Below are 22,154 nucleotides of genomic sequence, written 5' to 3'. Positions count from 1 at the left end.
CTAAAAGGTGACCTAGAATAGCCATCCAGATGTTAATCCGTCTATACCGATTAACTGATACGCTGCTTAACGGCTTTGATTTGAAGGTAAAGAAACTCATGGCTAAACACCTTTTTACGTCCGAGTCAGTCTCTGAAGGACATCCTGATAAAATTGCTGACCAGATTTCTGATGCGGTTCTCGACGCCATTCTGGAGCAAGACCCAAAAGCGCGTGTCGCTTGTGAGACTTATGTAAAGACCGGCATGGTGTTAGTCGGTGGTGAAATTACCACCAGTGCCTGGGTCGACATCGAAGAAATTACCCGTCGTACCGTGCGTGATATCGGTTATGTCAATTCTGAAATGGGCTTTGATGCCAATTCTTGTGCCGTACTGAGCGCGATTGGTAAGCAGTCTCCCGACATCAACCAGGGCGTTGACCGCAGCGATCCGCTGGAACAAGGTGCAGGCGATCAGGGATTGATGTTCGGCTACGCGACCAACGAAACCGACGTACTGATGCCCGCTCCCGTGACTTACGCGCACCGTCTGGTTCAGCGTCAGTCAGAAGTGCGTAAAAACGGTTCACTGCCGTGGCTGCGTCCGGATGCGAAAAGTCAGGTTACGTTCCTGTACGACGATGGCAAGATTGCCGGCATCGATGCCGTGGTACTGTCTACCCAGCATTCAGAAGACATCAGCCAGAAAGATCTGCATGAAGCGGTGATGGAAGAGATCATCAAACCGGTTCTGCCTGCCGAGTGGCTGTCTGCCAATACCAAATATTTCATCAATCCAACCGGACGCTTTGTTATCGGCGGCCCAATGGGTGACTGCGGCCTGACCGGTCGTAAAATCATCGTTGATACCTACGGCGGCGCGGCGCGTCACGGCGGCGGTGCATTCTCAGGTAAAGATCCGTCTAAAGTAGACCGTTCTGCAGCCTACGCCGCACGCTATGTTGCCAAGAATATCGTCGCGGCAGGCCTGGCCGATCGCTGCGAAATTCAGGTGTCCTACGCTATCGGCGTGGCAGAACCCACCTCTATCATGATCGAAACCTTCGGCACAGAGAAAGTGTCTACCGAGCAACTGACGCTGCTGGTGCGCGAATTCTTCGATCTGCGTCCTTACGGCTTAATCCAGATGCTGGATCTGCTGCATCCGATTTATCAGGAAACCGCAGCCTATGGTCACTTTGGCCGCGAACATTTCCCATGGGAAAAAACGGACAAAGCCGCAGAGCTGCGCGAAGCTGCAGGTCTGTAATCCAGTAATGCAACAAAGACTATATCCTAAATAATTCGAGTTGCATGAAGGCGGCGACACAGCGAATCCCCAGGAGCTTACACCAGTAAGTGACTGGGGTGAGCGAGGAAAGCCAACACACATGCAGCTTGAAGTATGACGGGTATAAGACGGCGAATGAAAATCCGCCGTCTTTCATTCCGGGCTCCTCCACATTTCCCTCCGCTTCACCTATTGCGTCTCCCTGCCACTCAATTTATGCTCACAGCAATGAACACTCCCCGAATTCCGATTGCCAGCCATCAGGCTGTGATGCGCTGCCTGCGTGATAAATTGCAGCAGGCCAACCTCACTTTGCAGACGGACTACACTGAACCCACGGTGAATTACCAGCAACGCGGCGCTACGGCAGGCACGGCCTGGCTGCAACACTGGGAAATTCGGCTGAATCCCGTCTTATTGCAGGAAAATCAGCAGGCTTTTATCGATGAGGTAGTTCCTCATGAACTGGCTCATCTGCTGGTTTACGCGCGCTTTGGCCGCGTCGCGCCGCATGGCAAAGAATGGCGCTGGATGATGGAAAGCGTCCTGCATGTTCCGGCAAAACGCACGCATCGGTTTGCAGTGCAATCCGTGCAGGGGAAAACCTTCACTTACCTGTGCGATTGTCAACGGCATGAACTGACAATCCGCCGGCACAATCGGGTGCTGCGCGGCGAAACAGAATATCGCTGCCGTCGTTGCGGAAAAACCTTACGTCATGATGTAAAAAGTTCTATTTAAAAGGGAATTTCCAGTTTTAAAAACTGCTTTTGCATTTGCCTGCCGACGAGACATCCGGTAGTCTGCCAACTTTACAGCCTGTGGATTATTTGGAATATGCTACGCAAAATTCTCGCTATCTCCGCCGTTGGCGCGGGTCTGTTTTCGGCTGCCGTGTTAGGTCAGAACATCAATAATTTTTCGCAGGCAAAAGCCGCCGCTGTTGACATTAACCGGGATGCGCCGGGTTCGTTCTACTGCGGCTGCAAAATTACGTGGCAGGGCAAAAAAGGCACCCCCGATCTTGAATCCTGCGGCTATCAGGTCAGAAAAAATGAACAACGTGCCAGCCGTATCGAGTGGGAACACGTTGTACCGGCCTGGCAGTTCGGCCACCAGCGCCAGTGCTGGCAGGATGGCGGCAGAAAAAACTGTAGCAGCGACCCCGTCTACCGTGAGATGGAAACCGATTTGCACAACCTGCAGCCCGCTATCGGCGAGGTCAACGGCGATCGCGGCAATGCCATGTATGGGCAGTGGAACGGGGGGGCATCCCAGTACGGCCAATGCGAGATGAAGATTGATTTTCAAAACAATCTGGCAGAACCGCCTGCTCGTGCCCGTGGCCAGATCGCCCGTACCTATTTCTACATGCGTGACCGCTATCAGTTACGCCTGTCCAGTCAGCAAACTCAGCTGTTCGAAGCCTGGGATAAGCAGTATCCGGTCACGCAGTGGGAATGTACCCGCAATCAGCGCATCGCCGCAAAACAGGGAAACCCAAATCCCTACGTTCAACAGGCTTGCCAGCGCTAGTTCGTCTACCTACTATAGCGAATCTGTTTCCAGTAAAACCGCCGTCAGATGACGGTGGTTTTACCTATTTCTGGCGTTCTTGTGCCGATTAATTTCATTCAAAGGTCTGAATTCAGCATGCGAGTACCACGCATTTTTCATCCCGAGACGCTCCCTCTTAACGGCGGTGAAGCCGAACTGAGCGACGACGCCGCCAACCATGTTGGTCGCGTGTTACGCATGAATACGGGCCAGGCATTGCAGCTGTTTGATGGCAGCAATCATGTCTTTGATGCGGAAATCATCGCGGCAGGCAAAAAGAGTGTGCGCGTTCGCTTCACAGCAGGTAAGTTGGAAAATAAAGAATCGCCCCTACATTTACATCTGGGACAGGTGATGTCACGCGGCGAAAAGATGGAATTTACTATCCAGAAATCCATCGAGCTGGGCGTCAATGTGATTACCCCGCTACTTTCTGAACGCTGTGGCGTAAAACTGGATGCCGAGCGTATGGAGAAAAAAATTAGCCAGTGGCAGAAAATTGCGATTGCCGCCTGCGAACAATCCGGCCGCAACTGTGTGCCGCAGGTGCGACCGGCGATGACGCTGGAAGCCTGGTGTGCGGAACAAGACAATGCATTGAAATTAAATCTGCACCCACGCGCCACACAAAGTATCAATACGCTGCCTCTGCCCGTAGAACGGGTCAGGCTGCTGATCGGCCCGGAAGGCGGGCTCACCGCCAATGAAATTACCATGACCTCAGAACACGGATTCACTGATATCCTGTTGGGGCCACGCGTCTTGCGCACAGAAACCACTGCACTCACCGCCATGACCGCCTTACAGGTACGTTTCGGCGATTTGGGGTAAAGGAGAAAAGAATGATCAAACTCGGTATCGTGATGGACCCGATTGACACCATCAATATCAAGAAAGACACCAGCTTTGCCATGTTGCTGGAAGCACAGCGCCGTGGTTGGGAACTGCATTACATGGAGATGAACGATCTCTATATGCACGCGGGCGTTGCCCGTGCCACAACGCGTCGCCTGAGCGTCCAGTACGATTACGATGGCTGGTACGATTTCTCCGGCGAGCAGGACATTGCGCTGGAAGAGTTGGACGTGGTGCTGATGCGTAAAGATCCACCGTTCGATACGGAGTTCATCTACGCCACCTATATTCTGGAACGCGCGGAAGAGAAAGGCACACTGATCGTCAACAAACCGCAAAGCCTGCGTGACTGCAACGAGAAGTTGTTCACCGCCTGGTTCCCGCACCTGACCCCCGATACGCTCGTTACACGTCGTGCGGACAAGCTGCGCCAGTTCCATGAAAAACACGGCGACGTCATTCTCAAGCCACTAGACGGCATGGGCGGTGCGTCTATTTTCCGTTTGAAGCAGGATGACGCCAACGTCTCGGTCATCATCGAAACGCTGACCGAACACGCAACCCGCTACTGTATGGCGCAAAACTACCTGCCTGCGATTAAAGATGGCGACAAACGCGTTCTGGTCGTCGATGGCGAACCTGTTCCTTACTGTCTGGCGCGAATCCCGAAAAGCGGTGAGACACGCGGCAATCTGGCAGCCGGTGGTCGTGGTGAAGCCCGTCCACTGACCGAAAGCGACTGGAAAATCGCCCGTGACGTCGCTCCAACGTTAAAAGCTAAAGGCCTGATTTTCGTCGGTCTGGACATCATTGGCGACCGTCTGACAGAAATTAACGTCACCAGCCCGACCTGCGTGCGTGAAATCGAAGCGGCCTACCCGGATGTTTCCATCACCGGCATGCTGATGGACGCGATTGAAAAACGTCTGGCTGCACGTACCCGCTAATACCAGAAACATCTGACACACCACCCGGCCCGCGCAATACGGGCCGTTTCTCCAACGCTGACGGATATCGATAAAAATACATAATGAATTTACAGCATCACTTCCTCATTGCTATGCCAGCACTACAGGACTCTGTATTTAAACGTTCGGTGGTCTATATCTGCGAACATAATGAAGACGGAGCCATGGGGCTGATCATCAATAAACCGATGGATCAGTTTTCCGTGGAAAATGTGCTGAAAAAGCTAAAAATAGATCCGACACCGCGCGATCCTGCGATCCGATTAGATAAACCCGTCTTCATAGGCGGCCCACTGGCGGACGACCGTGGTTTTATCCTGCATACGCCCTGCCCCGGCTTTGGTTCCAGCATCAGTATTTCTGAAGACACAATGATCACCACGTCAAAAGACGTGCTGGAAACGTTGGGTACGCCTAATCAGCCGAAAAATACGCTGGTCGCCTTAGGCTATTCCGCCTGGGAGAACGGTCAGTTGGAAGAAGAACTGTTAGAAAATGCCTGGCTGACCACGCCAGCCGATAAAGACATTCTGTTCAATACGCCCATTGCCGAACGCTGGCGTGCCGCGGCCAGAAAGCTGGGTATCGATATTCATAATATCTCCACAGAAGCGGGACATGCCTGATGAGCAGCAGAACCATTCTTGCCTTTGATTTTGGGACAAAAAGTATCGGTGTCGCCATCGGTCAGGAGATTACTGGTACGGCGCGGCCGCTGACCTCATTCAAAGCGCAGGAAGGGATTCCAGACTGGCAAAAAGTGGAGAAACTGCTGTCAGAATGGCAGCCCGACCTGGTCGTCGTTGGCTTACCGCTCAATATGGACGGCACCGAACAGCCGCTGACGGCACGGGCGCGGAAATTTGCCAACCGGCTGCATGGCCGTTTTGGCGTCGCGATTGCGCTACACGATGAACGCTTGAGTACGGTGGAAGCGCGCGCGGATCTCTTCGAACGTGGCGGCTTTAAAGCGCTGGATAAAGGGAGCGTAGATGCGGCTTCTGCGGTGATTATTCTGGAAAGCTGGTTCGAGGCACAACACTAAAAAATGCGGGTTGTGGCGAGCCACAAAAATGGCGTACTGGGCAGCACGCCATAAGCCGTTATCCCGCGTTGGCAGATAATCCACCAACACGGGACAGCGTTAATTAGGCATCGGGGAATTCACGGATGAAACGTTCCACGTCATCAACCATGGATTCCGTTCCCACAAAGAACGGTGAGCGCTGGTGCAGTTTCTCTGGCGTGATATCCAGAATACGGTTTTTACCGTCGCTAGCTTTACCGCCTGCCTGCTCCGCCAGAAACGCCATCGGGTTGCATTCGTACAGCAAACGCAGTTTGCCTTTCGGATAGCTCGCCGTGCTTGGATACAGGTAGATTCCGCCTTTCAGCAGGTTACGGTGGAAATCTGCAACCAGTGAGCCGATATAACGCGACGTATAAGGACGCTGCGTCTCTTCATCCTGCTCCTGACAGTATTTGATGTATTTCTTCACGCCGACAGGAAACTTGATGTAGTTCCCTTCGTTGATGGAATACATATTCCCTTTTTCTGGGAAGCAAACTTTTTCATGCGAGAGACAGAATACGCCGAGTGATGGATCGTAGGTAAAAGCGTGAACGCCGTGACCCGTGGTGTACACCAGCATGGTTGAAGAACCGTAAACGATGTAACCCGCAGCAACCTGCTGGCTACCCGGCTGCAAGAAGTCCGCTTCCGTGACGGAGGTTCCCAGCGGCGTAATACGGCGATAAATAGAGAAAATCGTACCGACAGAGACGTTCACATCAATATTCGACGAGCCGTCCAGCGGGTCCATCAGAACCACATACTTGGCATTTTCCGCCTTATCACCTTCAAAGATAACAATTTCGTCTTCTTCTTCGGAGGCGATACCTGCCACTTCACCACGTGCTTTTAATGCCGCTTTCAGTTTCTCATTGGCATACAGATCGAGCTTCATCTGTACTTCGCCCTGGACATTAGAAATGCCGCTGGCACCCAGAATATCAACCAGACCCGCTTTATTGATATCACGGTGAATAATCTTGGCACCCAGTTTAATAGCAGACAGCAGCGCGGTAAGCTCACCTGTGGCGTGAGAGAAATCGTGCTGTTTTTCGACGATAAATTCGCCTAACGTTTTCATAACACTATTCCAGAATCTACGGATGAAAAGCGGTTTCATTTCTGCACCGCCAACGTTTGCGCATGCAGTGTAGCCCAAAGAGAAAGTGAGTACCTAGTCAAATCCATTTCTTATGGCGGATTCATAGCGTTAGAATGTGACGCAGACTCACTGTGAAGATGGAAAATGTATGCGTATTCATATTTTAGGTATCTGCGGCACCTTTATGGGTGGCCTTGCCCTGCTTGCTCGTTCACTGGGGCATGACGTCACGGGCTCAGATGCAAATGTTTATCCCCCCATGAGTACCTTACTTGAAGAGCAGGGAATCACGCTAATTCAGGGCTACGATCCGGCACAGCTTACCCCGGCACCTGATTTGGTCATCATCGGCAATGCGATGACGCGTGGAAACCCGTGCGTCGAAGCCGTACTGGAACAGGGATTACCTTATGTTTCCGGTCCACAGTGGCTGCATGATCATGTATTACGCGATCGCTGGGTGATTGCCGTTGCGGGTACACATGGCAAAACCACCACGGCAGGGATGGTCACCTGGATTCTGGAAGATTGCGGCTACCAGCCCGGCTTTGTGATCGGTGGCGTTCCCGGCAACTTTACCGTTTCCGCTCGCTTGGGTGACAGCCCGTTCATGGTGCTCGAAGCCGATGAATATGACTGTGCATTTTTCGACAAACGCTCCAAATTCGTACATTACTGCCCCAGAACGCTGGTGCTTAACAACCTTGAGTTCGATCACGCCGACATCTTTGACGATCTGAAAGCCATTCAAAAACAGTTCCACCATCTTGTGCGGCTGGTGCCGGGCAGCGGGAAAATCATCCTGCCAACCAACGACCTTAACCTCAAACAGGTGATGGGAATGGGATGCTGGAGTGAGCAGGAACTGGTTGGCGAAGAAGGCGCGTGGCGGGCACAGAAAGTGTCGATTGATGCCAGCCAATATCAGGTTTACCTGAACAATGAACTCGTCGGTGAAGTCCACTGGAAGCTGGTGGGTGAACACAACATGCATAACGGGCTGATGGCGATTGCCGCAGCACATCATGTCGGCGTGCTGCCCGCAGATGCCTGCCGCGCGCTGGGCGGTTTTATCAACGCACGTCGCCGTCTGGAATTACGCGGTACAGAGCATGGCGTCGCAGTTTATGACGACTTTGCACACCACCCCACCGCGATTCTGGCGACGCTGTCGGCGCTACGCAGCAAGGTTGGCGGCACAGCGCGTATCTTGGCTGTGCTTGAACCCCGTTCCAACACCATGAAATTGGGGATGTGCAGGAATGAGCTGGCGCCGTCATTAGGCCGTGCTGATGAAGTTTTCCTCTTCCAGCCGGCCCATATTCCATGGCAGGTCGTAGAAGTCGCGGAAGCCTGCGTACAGCCTGCTCACTGGAGTGCAGATATTGACACGTTGGTAGAAAACATCGTCAAGACCGCACAGCCAGGCGACCATATTCTGGTGATGAGCAACGGTGGATTCAGCAACATCCACAATAAGCTATTGGATGGTCTGAAAAAGAAAGCGCAGAAAGCGGAAGAAGCCAAGGAATAACAGGTAGAAACCGTCGTCGTTCACACAACGACGGTTAACTTACAGATAGCAAAAAGGACGGGAATCCCGTCCTTTTTCATATTCGTATCACCCGTTAAGGGACGAAATTAAGCGTCGAACGGATCGCGCAACACCATCGTTTCGCTACGATCTGGGCCGGTGGAAATAATATCAATCGGCACACCGGTGACTTCTTCGATACGTTTGATGTAGTTCAGTGCAGCCTGCGGCAGTTTGCTGTGATCTTTCACGCCAAACGTGCTTTCAGACCAACCTGGCATCGTTTCGTAGATCGGCTCAAGACCTTCCCAGCCTTCAGCAGCCAGCGGAGTGGTATCCACTTCGGTGCCATTCGGCAAACGATAGCCTACGCAGATTTTAATCTCTTTCAGGCCGTCCAGAACATCCAGCTTGGTCAGGCAGAAGCCAGAAAGCGAGTTGATCTGTACTGCACGACGCACGGCAACCGCATCCAGCCAGCCGGTACGACGACGGCGACCCGTGGTCGCGCCAAACTCGTTACCTTTCTGAGACAGGTGCTCACCGACTTCTTCAAACAGCTCAGTCGGGAATGGACCTGCGCCCACACGGGTAGAATAAGCTTTAACGATACCCAGTACGTAATCGACATAGCGTGGACCCAGACCAGAACCGGTAGCAACGCCACCCGCAGTGGTATTCGAGGAGGTCACGTACGGATAAGTACCGTGGTCGATATCCAGTAGCGTACCCTGTGCGCCTTCAAACATGACGAAATCGCCACGCAGGTGCGCTTTGTACAGCAGATCGGAAACATCAACGACCATCGCTGTCAGGATGTCGGCAATCGCCAGCACATCGTCCAGCACTTTCTGGTAGTCGACAGCATCAGCTTTGTAGTAGTTAACCAGCTGGAAGTTATGGTATTCGACGATCTCTTTCAGTTTGACGGCAAACGTTTCTTTATCAAACAGATCGCCAACGCGCAGACCACGGCGAGCAACTTTATCTTCATACGCTGGGCCGATACCGCGGCCAGTCGTACCAATTGCTTTCGCACCACGCGCTTTCTCACGGGCGTTATCCAACGCGACGTGATAAGGCAGGATTAACGGACAAGCTTCAGAAAGCAGCAGACGTTCGCGTACCGGGACGCCACGCGCTTCAAGCTCCGTCATTTCTTTCATCAGTGCGTCAGGCGCCAGCACAACACCGTTACCGATGATGCTGACAACATTTTCACGCAGAATGCCAGAAGGAATTAAATGAAGGACGGTTTTTTCACCGTTGATAACCAGCGTGTGGCCAGCGTTGTGACCACCCTGATAGCGCACAACATATTTAGCCCGTTCAGTCAGCAGGTCAACGACCTTGCCTTTACCTTCGTCACCCCATTGGGTGCCCAGTACGACGACGTTCTTACCCATTTCAAGAATCACCAGGTTGCTTAAAAAAGGATTCTAACATCTCATTTGGATGCTTTCAGTACTTTTAGCACACGATTGCGCACATTTTTCCGCGTAATTCTAGCCGCCCATCCGGCTACGCAACATGTAGTAGATCACGCACCCTGCAACAACTATTCCGCCGCCAAAACGGCGCAAAATAGTATCCGGCAGCTGCGCGATACCCAAAATCATACGCCGCCAGAGACGGGGAAACAGCAGAGGCCCCAGCCCTTCAAGCACCAAAACCAGCCCAAGCGCCAACCAAATTGTTGAATTCATAACAACCCCTTTTCTCCGCATCAGATTCGTGCAGGAGCAAACCCTTGAATATCTCTCTGCCAGAAAATGGCAAAAAAAAGCCCGAGAAAGAACCCGGGCTTGATGAAAGACGTCAGTTAATGACTATCAGCGGCGTGGTACCACGCTGTCCGGTGACTTCATGTAGCGGAAGAAGTCGCTATCCGGGCTGAGAACCATCACGTCCTGATTATTACTGAAGCTGTTTTCATACGCACGCAGGCTACGAACGAAAGCGTAGAAGTCTGGATCTTCACTGAAGGCGTTAGCAAACAGTTTCGCCGCTTCGGCATCCCCTTCACCACGGGTAATACGTCCCTGACGTTCCGCTTCAGCCAGCGTACGGGTGACTTCATAGTCTGCCGCCGCTTTCAGCTTTTCAGCTTCTTCCTGACCCTGTGAACGGTGACGACGCGCTACTGCTTCACGCTCTGCACGCATACGTTGGTAAATCGCGTCAGAGACTTCCGTTGGCAGGTTGATTTGCTTAATTCGCACATCGATAACCTCAATCCCCAGTGCAGCCATGCTGTTAGGGTTGATGTGAGGCTCGTTGCCCGTCGTTTCTTTCTCAACGCGCGCAGCAGCAGAAGCAATCGCATTATCGGCTTCGGTGGTTTCACCCGTACCGGTATTCAGCGCTTCACGCACGTCAGACATCAGTTGACCACGCGAGTCGGTAACAATCCCTTTCACATCCAGACGACCAATCTCAGAACGCAGACGGTCACTGAACTTACGTTTCAGCAGCACTTCAGCCTGAGAGATGTCGCCGCCGCCCGTTGCCAGATAGTAACGGCTGAAATCGCTGATACGCCATTTCAGGTAGGAATCGACAATCAGGTCTTTCTGCTCTTTAGTGATAAAGCGGTCAGCCTGGTTTTCCATCGTCTGGATACGCGCATCCAGCATTTTCACTGAGTCGATAAACGGAATCTTGAACTGCAATCCCGGTGCATAAATCAGCGGCTTGTTCTCGTCATCACGCAATACTTTGCCAAAACGCATCACAATGCCGCGCTGGCCTTCCTGCACCACAAACAGTGACGCATAGACCACCATCAGTACCAGGATCAGGATAAATAGTAAGGGCTTACGCATCGATTATTCTCTCCCTACTCGAGTGAAGTCATCACGCTGCGCATTTGCTCTGCGCTGATCCATGATATTTCCATTGTTACTGCTGCGCGTCTGGTTGCTATTCGCTGCACCGCTGCTACCAGTGGGCAGACGCAGTGGGCTAGCGCTGCTGTTATTGCTGTTGCTTTGCGTATTTTCACCGCCTTGTCCACGCAGCATCTGATCCAACGGCAGCACCATCAGGTTGCCCCCCTTGTCATTGACCAGCACTTTACGGGTATGGCTCAGCACGCGTTCCATTGTTTCGATATACAGACGCTCGCGGGTGATTTCTGGCGCGGCTTTATATTCCGGTAAAACTCTGGCAAAACGGGCAACCTCACCCTGAGCTTCCAGAACGGTACGGGTTTTATAAGCGCGAGACTCTTCCAGAATACGCTGAGCCTGACCGTTAGCACGCGGCTGCACTTCGTTCGCGTAGGCTTCCGCTTCACGAATATATTGCTGTTCGTTTTCACGAGCGGCAATCGCATCATCAAACGCGGCCTTCACTTCTTCTGGCGGACGCGCGGTCTGGAAGTTGACGTCCAGCAGTGTGATACCCATGTTGTACGGACGAACGGTTTCTTCCAGTACACGCTGAGTATCCGTACGCACAATGGTACGGCCTTCGGTCAAAATTTTGTCCATCGTGTACTTACCAATAACGCCGCGCAGCGCGCTGTCAGTTGCCTGACGCAGGCTGTCATCCGCATTGGTTACGCTGAACAGATATTGTTCTGGCTGCGTGACACGATATTGCACGTTCATTTCAACGCGCACGACGTTCTCATCTGACGTCAACATCACGCCCGACGTCGCCAGTTCACGCACCGACTCGACGTTCACAGCGCGAACAGAGTCGATGAAGGTCGGTTTCCAGTTCAGACCTGGCCCAACCAAATGGCTAAATTTACCAAAGCGCGTGACGACACCGCGCTCCGCTTCTTTAATGGTATAGAAACCCGTAGCAGCCCAGATGACAACCGCAGCGACGGCAGCGATACCGACGATCCGGCCACCCAGTGCTGGGCCGCCAGAATTTCCGCTGTTGCTTGAGCCAGAACCTTTTCCGCCACCCAGATCGCTGAGTTTTTTGCTCAGTTTACGGAAGATGTCGTCCAGATCCGGCGGCCCCTGATCTCGGCCACCTTTATTGTTATTTCCGCCAGAGTTGCCGCCATTATTGCTGCTGCTCCCCCACGGGTCGCGGTCTTGTCCGTTATTACCGGGCTGATTCCACGCCATGTTTTAGCTCCATTCTTTATGATAGGTGTTCTTCAGGTTCAATATCCCAGAGTCCGTCAGACTATTTCACCGCTCAGACTGTTTTTGCCAGTCAAATCAGACAATATAGTCCATCAGTTCCTGCTCTTTTTTGCAGAGGCGGCGCCAGTCAGCAATCGGCATACGAATAACCAGACCAATTTGCCCATCCTCTTCAATCCATTCTTTTTCTATTGCCTGAAGCTGGTAAAAACGACTACGCAAGCGTCCTGCCTGCGGGGGAAGATGCAAGGTATATTGTGCGATTTCCCCGGAAAGCCGCTCAGTCAATGCCTGAAATAGCAACGGAATACCGTCACCAGTCTGTGCTGAAAGCCAGACCCGTACCGGTAGATTCTCTTCGTTGCGATCGATACGCGGAACGAAATCATCCAGCATATCAATCTTGTTCATTACCAACAGCGCAGGTATTTCATCCGCCTCGATTTCCGCCAGTACGTCATTAACCGCCTCGATGTTCTCGTCGAGACGAGGATCGGCGGCATCAACAACGTGCAACAGCAGCGAGGCCTGACGTGTTTCCTGTAGTGTAGCCTTAAACGCAGCCACCAAATCATGGGGCAACTGCCGGATAAAACCTACGGTATCCGCCAGCACTGTATCACCGACATCATCCACTTCAATGCGGCGCAATGTTGGATCCAGTGTGGCAAATAACTGATCGGCGGCATAGACGCCCGCCGATGTAATCTTGTTAAACAGCGTGGATTTACCCGCGTTGGTATAGCCCACCAGCGAAACGGTGGGGACATCGGCGCGAACCCGCGACCGCCGCCCCTGTTCACGCTGTTTTTCTACCCGTTCAAGACGCGACAGTATCTGAGTGATACGGTTACGCAATAAACGACGGTCGGTTTCAAGCTGGGTTTCACCCGGGCCACGCAAACCGATACCGCCTTTCTGGCGCTCAAGGTGCGTCCAACCGCGAACCAATCGGGTCGCGAGGTGGCGCAACTGTGCCAGTTCTACCTGTAATTTCCCCTCGTGAGTACGCGCACGCTGGGCAAAAATATCTAAAATCAGTCCGGTACGATCGATCACCCGGCACTCACACAAACGCTCCAGATTACGTTCCTGAGCAGGCGTCAACGCATGATCAAACAGCACGACAAACGCGCCAGTTTCTTTTACTGCCTGGGCAATTTCTTCGGCTTTACCTTCCCCGACAAAATACTTGGGGTGAGGCGCCTTACGGCTACCAGTAACCACCTGCAAGGATTCAATACCGGCAGAAGAAACCAGAGATTCAAACTCCAGCAGATCGTCAGTATCTCTATCTTGCGAGAAAAAAATATGAACTAATATGGCCCGTTCACCTGATTCATAACGGTCAAACAAGCGAGTAACCTCTTAAACGAGCAAAAAACACCACAGCGAAGGAGCCGAGCGATGCATCCAGCTCTCCCGCGCCGTGGTGAATTGACAATACGCCTTATTCGGCGTCATCAGCTTCCTGCGACTGCTGCGAAGCCGCCGTGTTGTTACTGTGATAATTGCTGCCGCCGCCTGGATTGTTGCTATGGTGAGATACAGGACGAGAGGGAACAACTGTAGAGATGGCGTGCTTATAAACCATCTGACTTACCGTGTTTTTCAACAAAATCACGAACTGATCGAAAGATTCGATCTGACCTTGCAGCTTAATACCGTTCACCAAATAAATCGAAACCGGAACACGTTCACGACGCAAAGCGTTCAAGAACGGATCTTGCAAAGATTGCCCCTTAGCCATTCTATATTTTCCTTATTTGTATGTTGTTTGTAACAAAGAGCCCTACGGCTCTAAAATAACGGTGTAAAAAACTTGCACGCTGAGACTCACCGATTGTACACAATCACTCAACCTATGCACTAACAACCTCTATTACCTTGTTCAGTGCTTCAGTTGGTTTTTCGCTATCCAGCCAGCAGACATCATCCCAACCGCGTAGCCAGGTCATTTGCCGCTTCGCGAGCTGACGCGTCGCACAAATTCCCCGATAAACCATTTCATCGTAATCAATTTCACCGGATAAATATGACCACATCTGGCGATAACCAACGCAACGAATAGAGGGCATATCCGTATGAAGGTCCTGCCGGGCAAATAATAACCGGGCTTCTCTCTCAAAATCCGCCGCCAACATCTGGTGAAAACGCTGTTCAATTCGCTGATGCAACAATTCACGCGTCGCCGGGGCGATAGCAAACTGATGAACCTGATAGGGCAGCGCGTCGCCAGACGTTTTTGTCAGTTCAGTTAAAGTGTTACCTGAAACGAAAAAAACTTCCAGTGCTCGCGAGAGTCTCTGTGGATCATTTGGATGAATCCGAATTGCTGCTACCGGATCGATCTCACTGAGCTGCCGATGCATCGCTTCCCAGCCGATTTCTTTTGCCTGTTCTTCAATACGCTGGCGCACGGCAGCATCGGCTGGCGGCAGAGGAGAAAGCCCCTCCAGCAGCGCCTTGAAATACAGCATCGTCCCCCCAACCAGGAGGGGAATGCGCCCGGCAGCGGTAATGTCTGCCATCTCACGTAGCGCATCGCGGCGAAAATCGGCCGCAGAATAGGATTCCGCCGGATCGAGAATGTCGATTAACCGATGCGGTGCCTGTGCAAGCTCTTCCGCACTCGGTTTTGCTGTCCCGATATCCATGCCTTTATAGATGAGGGCGGAATCTACGCTAATCAACTCTACCGGCAAATATTCTCGTAACGCCATTGCCAATGCCGTTTTTCCTGACGCCGTTGGCCCCATGATAAAAATGGCGGGCGGCAACGACGCTTTTTCTACATCACTCATGCTTTAAAGCCTTGATGGCATCATGGATGTCCATCATATATAAAAGTTCAGACGGCGGCGCTTTCGCCAACTGCGGACAAAGCCGCTCGACATCCGCCAGTAATTGTATGGCCTGAGAATGGCTCCAGCTTTCCTGATCACTCTGCAATCGCGTTGCCATCCACGATGCTAATTCACCAGGTTCCACCTGCTGCGTCTCAACCGTCTGATAGTTGGCCAGATAGCCTATCAGTTCGGAGATCAAGTTTTGTAAATTTTGTTGGCGCAATGGTAAAGGTACAGCCCGCAGCGTCGCACGCTGTGACTCAACAAGTACATCAATACCAAAACGCGCCAGCAAAGCGTGATGTGCAGACAACACGCTCAGCTCAGATTTACTCAACGTCAGGCGCTGCGGAATCAGCAACGGCTGCGCCCGCAGCCCCTCTTCCGACGGCGTCAGCTGCACCGCTTTCAGATAGCGCTCAGCAACGGAAAGCGACAGCATCGCCAGCCCCTTATGGTACTCCAGCAGCGCGTAGCACGGCGGATAAACCGTCAATACTCGGCCAAAGCCATTCGATTGGCTTTCCAGCGGCGACTCAACGGGCGCGCGTGACTTATTATTACTGACGGCCGTGTCCGGCGCGGTTCGATGTGGAGGGGAATCATGTGATGCTGCCGACGGCACCGACGCATCTGGCGGCATAATGCGATTCGGCGGTACAGAAACGCGCTCGCCAGACGGGATTGGCGCACTTGCCGCGTTATCCGCCGGTTGCAGCAGCGTCTTATACAGATCGCCCTGCTTTTTCTGGTACGGATGTTCCGGTTGATAGCCGGAATAGGCTGTGTCTCTCGCCTGACCGGCATGGCCCGCACGCGGCGTTTTCCCGCCATACGACGGCGAGTTATCGGTACGCGACGGCTGAGCAAAATGGTTTTCGCCGGCGGCGGGACGATTTTCCTGCTGCCATTGCACGGGTTTCCCGGTCTCCGGCTCCGTCATGCCAAGCCCCGGTGCAGATGCTTGTTGCAGAACGGACATCACCGCCTGATAGATAAAGTCATGCACCAGCCGAGCCTGATGGAACCGAACCTCATGCTTGGCAGGATGCACATTCACATCAACCTGATGCGGGTCGATCTCCAGATACAGCACATAGGCGGGTTGCTGATCGTCACTGAGCTGATCCTGATAAGCCTGTCGGATGGCATGGTTGATGAGCCGATCGCGCATCATGCGCTGGTTCACGTAGCAATACTGCATATCAGGCAGCTGTTTCGCGCCAACCGGATCGGCCACCCAGCCATGAATAGTGAGATCGCCGTGTTGCCAGGACACCGCCAGCGCATGCTGCAGGAAGGTCGCCCCGCAGATGCTGCCCAACCGGCGTTCATACTGGCTTTTATCCGGTGCCGCACGGTACTGCCGCATCAGCTTACCGTTATGATGCAACGTAATGGCGACATCGAAACGCGCCAGCGCAATACGGCGCACCACCTCATCAATATGCGTGAATTCGGTTTTTTCGGTACGCATAAATTTACGGCGGGCAGGCGTGTTATAAAACAGATCCAACACTTCCAGCGTGGTGCCCACAGGATGAGCCGCAGGTTTGACCGTCACCGCCATATCACGCCCTTCGGCGTAGGCCTGCCAGGCTTCGGATTGTTCGGCGGTGCGTGATGTCAGGGTTAAACGGGAGACAGAACTGATACTCGCCAGCGCTTCGCCGCGAAAGCCCATGCTGACGATCGCTTCCAGATCGTCGAGCGTCGCAATTTTGCTGGTCGCATGACGCGCCAGCGCGAGCGTTAATTCATCCTTTCCGATGCCCGAACCGTTGTCACGAATACGAATCAGCTTCGCACCACCGCGCTCGATGTCGATATCAATCCGGGTTGCCCCTGCATCCAGACTGTTTTCCACCAGCTCCTTCACGACCGAAGCCGGACGCTCAACCACTTCTCCGGCGGCGATCTGGTTAGCCAACTGCGGTGGCAACACCTGAATCGGCATGGCGTATCCCTCTTACAATCTTCAATCTATCGACATCGTCAGTATGAAGCATCAGGCGGACGGAATAATCAGCGTTTGCCCCAGTTGTACCGTGCCGGAACGCATATTATTCGCTTGCTGGATATCTTTCATGCTGACACCGTAGCGGGCAGCGATCGCACTTAGGCTATCACCCTTTACGACCTTATGCTTCACCGGCGCTGCCTTTTTGGGCGCTGGGGATGATGCCGTCTGTTTCGTCCCTGTCGCCGGAATATTCAGGCGTTGTCCAACCCAGACGATATCCTTGTTCAGCTTATTCACGTCACGCATGGCCGCGAGGCTGACGCCATAACTCCGGGCAATGGAAGAAAGTGTTTCACCGCGTGCAACGGTATGACGCGTGCTGCCCGCAGTCGCCTTTGCCGCGCTGACGTTATCACTTGACGTTGCGGTATCATTTGCCGCCGACTGTAGTGGGCGGCTTTCCTGCTTTGGGAGAGATTGCATCGGGTGCGTCTGGAAGTACCCCCTCAGCCCCTGATAAATCGCATTGGCGATTTTTTCCTGATAATCGTTACTCCCCAACAGCCGCTCTTCCGAAACATTGGTGATAAATCCGGTTTCCACAAGTAGAGAGGGAATATCCGGCGAGCGCAACACCCCTAAACTGGCGTGCTCAGGACGTCGTTTATGCAGCCCCCCGACGCGCTGGAGTTCACGCAGTACCTTGGTTGCCACGTCATACCCGACCCGCTGAGAGTGACCAAATTGCAGATCCAGTACCGCCTGACTCAGGTAAGGATCGGCACTGCTGTTCGCTAACAGATCGCCAGCCCCGCCCAGCAGTTCAGATTGCTTCTCATGCTGTTCCAGCCAGTTTGCCATTTCACTGTTCGCACGGCGGTTGGACAGCACCCAAACGGACGCGCCTTTGGCATTACGGTTCGGCGCCGCATCTGCGTGAATCGACACTAACAGGTTCGCGCCCTGCTTACGCGCCACGTCCGAACGCCCCATGACAGAAATAAAGTAGTCGCCGTCACGCGTCAGCACACCTTTAAAAGCGGGATCGTTATTCAGTAAGACTTGTAGCTTACGGGCGATAGCAATAGTGACATTTTTCTCCCGCAGCCCGTTCGTGCCAATCGCACCAGGATCCTGCCCGCCGTGACCGGCATCAATCGCCACCACAACGCGTTCATTCCCCTGCCGGGCTGGCACGCGGGCTGATGACGAACTGCTATTGACGGCCACAGTCGGCTTGTTGGTAAACGGATTTTTGGCGGGTTCTACCGGTGCGCTATTCTGCTGCCGTGAAGCCGGAGGCGCTGAGGCTTGCACCGTTTTTGCTTTATCACCCGTGATGGTGAAAACCACAACGTAACCCGATCCTTCTTTTTGCGTCACCGCTCGCGTTTTAGCCGCCTGAGTCAAATCCAGCACCAAACGCAGGCTTTGTGCGTCCTGCGCATTGCTGGTGCGCACACGCTTAATCAGATTTTGCCCGCTGAAATCCAGCGGCAATCCCTGAATGACGCCAGTCTGACGAATATCAATCACCACTCTGGCAGGGTTACTGAGTGGGAAAAAAGCATAAATAGGCTGACCGCTAAAGCTCAGGCGCACCGTGGCCTGGCCTGAGGCGTTGTCCACCTTAATGTCCGACAGATTAGCGGCCCACGCCGACCCCGCCAGCAACAGCCACACGCCGATGAACAGCGTAACCATACGACTCATCATGATTCTGTTGTTCCTGGCTGAAGAGAAAAACGTTGCAACATCGCGTCTCCCACCGCAGAGACAGCGGACAGTTCAGCCTGTCGGCCCTGATCCTGATAGCGCAAATGCAGTTCGATATCCGCATCGGGCAGCACGCCTGCACCCTGTTGCGGCCATTCAATCAGACAAATGGCATCCTGCGTTAAATAATCACGGATCCCCATAAACTCCAACTCTTCCGGGTCGGCCAGTCGATAGAGATCAAAGTGGTAGACCGCCAGCGGCGATAACGCATAAGGCTCTACCAGCGTATAAGTGGGGCTTTTGACATTGCCCTGGTGACCACGCGCCTGTAGGAACCCGCGACTAAACGTCGTTTTCCCCGCGCCAAGATCGCCATAAAGGTGGATAACACAAGCGCCGTCACAGGCTTGCGCCAGCGCCGTGCCTAACGAGATAGTGGCTGCCTCATCCGGCAGAAGTAAGACTATTTTTTTCATTCTATTGTTCTAACAACATAAGTCCTAAAAACATCGGCTCTAAAAACATCAGCTCGGATTAACATACCGGAACAGCACAGGCAGTAAGTCGGTTGCCAGCATACCCCGGGTGCCGCGTCGGGCCGCCAACCAATCGGCCGCCGCACCGTGTACAACACACCCTGCACAAGCCGCATCATACAGCGAGAGCTTTTGTGCCAGCAAACCGCCGACAATACCTGACAGCACATCACCCATACCACCTGTCGCCATACCGGGGTTACCCACATCAGCAATGGCAACCTCGTCCCGCTCGCTGACGATGACCGTTCCCGCCCCTTTTAACACGACAACGCCACCATAGCGTTTTGCCAACCTTGTCGCTGCAAGTAAGCGATCACTTTCAATATCAGAGACACGGCAATTCAGTAAACGCGCCGCCTCGCCGGGGTGAGGTGTCAGCACGCGATTCTGCCGCTTATGCGGATTGATTGCCAGCAGGTTAAGCGCATCCGCATCCCATAACATGGGTTTGTTACAATTTTCTGCCAGACGCAGCGCATTTTTACCCCATTCATCCTGTCCTAAACCGGGTCCAATCACGACGACATCCGCCCATTCCAGCCCCTGCCGCAGGGTATCTGTCGTCAGTTCCTGCACCATTAATTCAGGTCGGGCCGTGAGAAACGCCGATTGATACTGTTTGTGAGTAAGTACTCGCACTAAGCCTGCGCCGCTGTGTAACGCTGCATCGGCGGCCATCAATACCGCGCCGCCCAAGCCAGCATTGCCGCCCACTACCAGCAGTCTGCCGTTATCGCCTTTATGCTGTCCGGCCGGTCGAGGAGACAACCATTTGGCAAGCTGCGCCGCGGTCAGTCGCCGTATCGGCGCAGTTTGGTCGTCTAGCCATCTCTGTAAGCCTAACGAGTGGTAATGTAATGTCCCAACCTGCTCACGCGCACGGCCCGTCAGTAACCCCGGTTTCAACGCGATAAACGTCACCGTCTGCGCCGCGCAGATCGCAACGCCAGCACAAGCGCCGGTTTCGGCATGCAATCCAGAGGGAATATCCAGTGAAACGATAGGGGCGGGATAGGCATTCGCCTGTGTCATTAATGCGGCATAGGGTGCGCGCGGTGCAGCGGAAAGCCCGGTGCCGAGCAGACCATCAACGATGAGATCGATCCCTTCCGGCCACGGCGAAGCAGCATCCTGCGCATTCACATCCTGAACACACCCGCCCTGCTCCAGCCAGCGCTGGCGGGCAAGGCGGGCGTCATCGGGCAGCGGCTTGTCGCTGGTGCAGGCAACAACATCCACGTCAATGCCCGCAGCTCGCGCCAAACTGGCGACCACATATCCATCACCGCCGTTATTGCCGTGTCCAGCCAGAACCCGCCAGCGTCGAGCCGAGGGATAGCATTGGCGCGCCACCTGAAATGCCGCGTCTCCCGCACGCTGCATGAGCACCCACAGCGAAAGTCCTGACTCGCGCGCCGCTCTGGCTTCTTCGCGGCGCACCCAGTCGGCGTAAAACACCGAATCAGGCAATGTGGTTTCTGCCGTATCGAGCCGATGAGACTCAGTGGCGTGATGCATGTTGTTCTCCATCAATGACATGGAACATGCATTTCAAGTTAGCAAGGTCTGCCCCGGTTCGCCAGAGAGAACGGGCAGACGATCAGGGCCTATTAGCGAGAAATCTCAGGTAGCGAAGCAAAGAATTGTTCGAGCCGCTTTACCGAGTATTGCTGCGTTTGTGCATTAAAAACGCTTTTCAATACATCAAGCGCGTTCGACATAAAGCCAGATGAGGTGGACAAATCAATATTGGCAAATGGATTGCTTATTTCTGCCTGCTTCAGATCGTTAACTTTTCTGGCAGCGTTATCCTGATACTCCCGTCCCCAATCAGAATGTTTAATGGCAGCAGTTTTGGCGAAGCTAATAAACTCTTCTAACCCTTTTACCGTGTCACCGGACGCCATCGCTTCCTGATACCTCTCATAACGCTTCGGTTCTTTTTCCTTCATGATTTCTACCCAGTCCACCTTATATTCCGTCGTTCCAGGTATATAGGAAGGAGGAGTGTAATAAGAGACATTGCCTGTTTCGTCCGTTGTCTGCGTCTGCGAAATCGCCGCAATTTGCTTCATCGTATCCAGAAAGGATTGCTTCCGATCGTCATTGATATAGTGTTCGGCGAGATAAGCAGCCTGAGAAAGTCCCAGCGCTAACGAAGCTTGACGCTGCTCTCCACTTACCGCTGAGCTATTCATGAAATTTTCATCAATGATACGATAAACCGCCTGAGACACCTGCTCAGGCTGTTCGGCTAAGGCCTGTGACAATGCATTATCGATATCAGAGGAAAAAAAACGGCGAACAGGCTGGGATATAATAGAGTCTTGTAACTGATCCCGGCCTTCCTGACTGATTTGCACATGTTCAAAGGTAATCGGCTTCGATGACGCAACCGTAGTCATTTGCGCAGCCTGCCGCTGGTTAACATCAATGTGGAGATCTAAGCCGTGAACAGTGGTGCGATAAGAAACCAATGGTGTCATTTCCATGAGGTGCTCCCAGAGATATTCATACGTTTTTATTTGCTATCGTCTAAAATTATCGACGACCGCCTCAAAGTCTTTATCTGTTCTTTTTATCGACAATACAGTTCTGTTCAACAACGATATC

The 22,154-nt window shown here is 53.1% G+C and carries 21 protein-coding genes; 8 read left to right on the top strand and 13 right to left on the bottom strand.

Annotation, left to right across the window (positions count from 1 at the left end; translation table 11 throughout):
- The first annotated feature begins 98 nt into the window (after positions 1-98).
- The 7 genes from metK to ruvX all read left to right on the top strand — a co-directional run bounded on the left by metK (position 99) and on the right by ruvX (position 5,696).
- Entirely contained in the window at positions 99-1,250 is a 1,152-nt protein-coding gene (metK, locus tag WCT94_RS13000; protein WP_336869888.1) for a methionine adenosyltransferase, read from the top strand.
- Between the two features lie 249 nt (positions 1,251-1,499).
- Positions 1,500-2,012, top strand: a complete 513-nt coding sequence (locus tag WCT94_RS12995) for a SprT family zinc-dependent metalloprotease (protein WP_180742953.1) — start codon at positions 1,500-1,502, stop codon at positions 2,010-2,012.
- A 96-nt stretch (positions 2,013-2,108) separates the two neighbouring features.
- A complete protein-coding gene (gene endA, locus WCT94_RS12990) occupies positions 2,109-2,807 on the top strand; it encodes a deoxyribonuclease I (RefSeq protein WP_336869887.1) in 699 nt (232 codons plus the stop codon).
- Between the two features lie 117 nt (positions 2,808-2,924).
- Entirely contained in the window at positions 2,925-3,659 is a 735-nt protein-coding gene (gene rsmE, locus WCT94_RS12985; RefSeq protein ID WP_336869886.1) for a 16S rRNA (uracil(1498)-N(3))-methyltransferase, read from the top strand.
- An 11-nt stretch (positions 3,660-3,670) separates the two neighbouring features.
- Positions 3,671-4,630 carry a glutathione synthase gene (gene gshB, locus WCT94_RS12980; protein ID WP_010285797.1) on the top strand — a complete coding sequence of 320 codons (960 nt, stop codon included), beginning with the start codon at positions 3,671-3,673 and terminating at the stop codon, positions 4,628-4,630.
- 83 nt (positions 4,631-4,713) lie between these two features.
- Positions 4,714-5,277, top strand: a complete 564-nt coding sequence (locus WCT94_RS12975; protein ID WP_336869885.1) for a YqgE/AlgH family protein — start codon at positions 4,714-4,716, stop codon at positions 5,275-5,277.
- Complete coding sequence (gene ruvX / locus WCT94_RS12970; RefSeq protein WP_336869884.1) at positions 5,277-5,696, top strand: Holliday junction resolvase RuvX; 420 nt, start codon at positions 5,277-5,279, stop codon at positions 5,694-5,696. The genes WCT94_RS12975 and ruvX overlap by 1 nt, the downstream gene beginning before the upstream one ends.
- Positions 5,697-5,799: 103 nt before the next feature.
- Here the strand turns inward: ruvX and fbp are convergent, their stop codons facing one another.
- On the bottom strand, positions 5,800-6,804 hold the full coding sequence (gene fbp / locus WCT94_RS12965; RefSeq protein ID WP_010285800.1) for a class 1 fructose-bisphosphatase: 1,005 nt from the start codon (positions 6,802-6,804) through the stop codon (positions 5,800-5,802).
- A gap of 169 nt (positions 6,805-6,973) precedes the next feature.
- On the opposite strand from fbp, the gene mpl reads away from it, so the two are divergent.
- Positions 6,974-8,359 (top strand): UDP-N-acetylmuramate:L-alanyl-gamma-D-glutamyl-meso-diaminopimelate ligase, encoded by a 1,386-nt coding sequence (gene mpl, locus WCT94_RS12960; protein ID WP_336869883.1) that lies wholly within the window; start codon positions 6,974-6,976, stop codon positions 8,357-8,359.
- Positions 8,360-8,466: 107 nt separating this feature from the next.
- On the opposite strand, the gene WCT94_RS12955 is transcribed toward mpl, so the two are convergent.
- The 12 genes from WCT94_RS12955 to WCT94_RS12900 form a co-directional block, all read right to left on the bottom strand.
- Complete coding sequence (locus WCT94_RS12955; RefSeq protein ID WP_015841843.1) at positions 8,467-9,765, bottom strand: adenylosuccinate synthase; 1,299 nt, start codon at positions 9,763-9,765, stop codon at positions 8,467-8,469.
- Between the two features lie 99 nt (positions 9,766-9,864).
- Positions 9,865-10,065, bottom strand: coding sequence for a DUF2065 domain-containing protein (locus tag WCT94_RS12950; RefSeq protein WP_010285804.1), 201 nt, complete (start codon positions 10,063-10,065; stop codon positions 9,865-9,867).
- 126 nt (positions 10,066-10,191) lie between these two features.
- Entirely contained in the window at positions 10,192-11,184 is a 993-nt protein-coding gene (gene hflC / locus WCT94_RS12945) for a protease modulator HflC (protein ID WP_336869882.1), read from the bottom strand.
- A gap of 3 nt (positions 11,185-11,187) precedes the next feature.
- The gene (gene hflK, locus WCT94_RS12940; RefSeq protein ID WP_180742962.1) at positions 11,188-12,450 is read right to left on the bottom strand and encodes an FtsH protease activity modulator HflK; all 1,263 of its coding nucleotides are present in this window, start codon (positions 12,448-12,450) and stop codon (positions 11,188-11,190) included.
- 96 nt (positions 12,451-12,546) lie between these two features.
- Complete coding sequence (gene hflX / locus WCT94_RS12935; RefSeq protein ID WP_336869881.1) at positions 12,547-13,827, bottom strand: ribosome rescue GTPase HflX; 1,281 nt, start codon at positions 13,825-13,827, stop codon at positions 12,547-12,549.
- Between the two features lie 94 nt (positions 13,828-13,921).
- Positions 13,922-14,221 carry an RNA chaperone Hfq gene (gene hfq, locus WCT94_RS12930; protein WP_336869880.1) on the bottom strand — a complete coding sequence of 100 codons (300 nt, stop codon included), beginning with the start codon at positions 14,219-14,221 and terminating at the stop codon, positions 13,922-13,924.
- A gap of 112 nt (positions 14,222-14,333) precedes the next feature.
- Complete coding sequence (miaA, locus tag WCT94_RS12925) at positions 14,334-15,275, bottom strand: tRNA (adenosine(37)-N6)-dimethylallyltransferase MiaA (RefSeq protein ID WP_336869879.1); 942 nt, start codon at positions 15,273-15,275, stop codon at positions 14,334-14,336.
- The gene (mutL, locus tag WCT94_RS12920) at positions 15,268-17,277 is read right to left on the bottom strand and encodes a DNA mismatch repair endonuclease MutL (RefSeq protein WP_336869878.1); all 2,010 of its coding nucleotides are present in this window, start codon (positions 17,275-17,277) and stop codon (positions 15,268-15,270) included. Before mutL ends, miaA begins: the two co-directional genes overlap by 8 nt.
- A gap of 51 nt (positions 17,278-17,328) precedes the next feature.
- Complete coding sequence (amiB, locus tag WCT94_RS12915; protein WP_336869877.1) at positions 17,329-18,999, bottom strand: N-acetylmuramoyl-L-alanine amidase AmiB; 1,671 nt, start codon at positions 18,997-18,999, stop codon at positions 17,329-17,331.
- Positions 18,996-19,478 (bottom strand): tRNA (adenosine(37)-N6)-threonylcarbamoyltransferase complex ATPase subunit type 1 TsaE, encoded by a 483-nt coding sequence (gene tsaE / locus WCT94_RS12910; protein ID WP_336869876.1) that lies wholly within the window; start codon positions 19,476-19,478, stop codon positions 18,996-18,998. Before tsaE ends, amiB begins: the two co-directional genes overlap by 4 nt.
- 48 nt (positions 19,479-19,526) lie before the next feature.
- Positions 19,527-21,059, bottom strand: coding sequence for a bifunctional ADP-dependent NAD(P)H-hydrate dehydratase/NAD(P)H-hydrate epimerase (nnr, locus tag WCT94_RS12905; protein WP_336869875.1), 1,533 nt, complete (start codon positions 21,057-21,059; stop codon positions 19,527-19,529).
- Between the two features lie 92 nt (positions 21,060-21,151).
- Positions 21,152-22,033, bottom strand: a complete 882-nt coding sequence (locus WCT94_RS12900) for a hypothetical protein (protein WP_336869874.1) — start codon at positions 22,031-22,033, stop codon at positions 21,152-21,154.
- Positions 22,034-22,154 lie beyond the last annotated feature (121 nt).

Origin of the sequence: Pectobacterium sp. 1950-15, from assembly GCF_037136835.1 — a bacterium.
Lineage (GTDB): Bacteria > Pseudomonadota > Gammaproteobacteria > Enterobacterales > Enterobacteriaceae > Pectobacterium.
The sequence above is the reverse complement of the archived record's forward strand: the minus strand, read 5'-3'. Positions and strand labels throughout refer to the sequence as shown.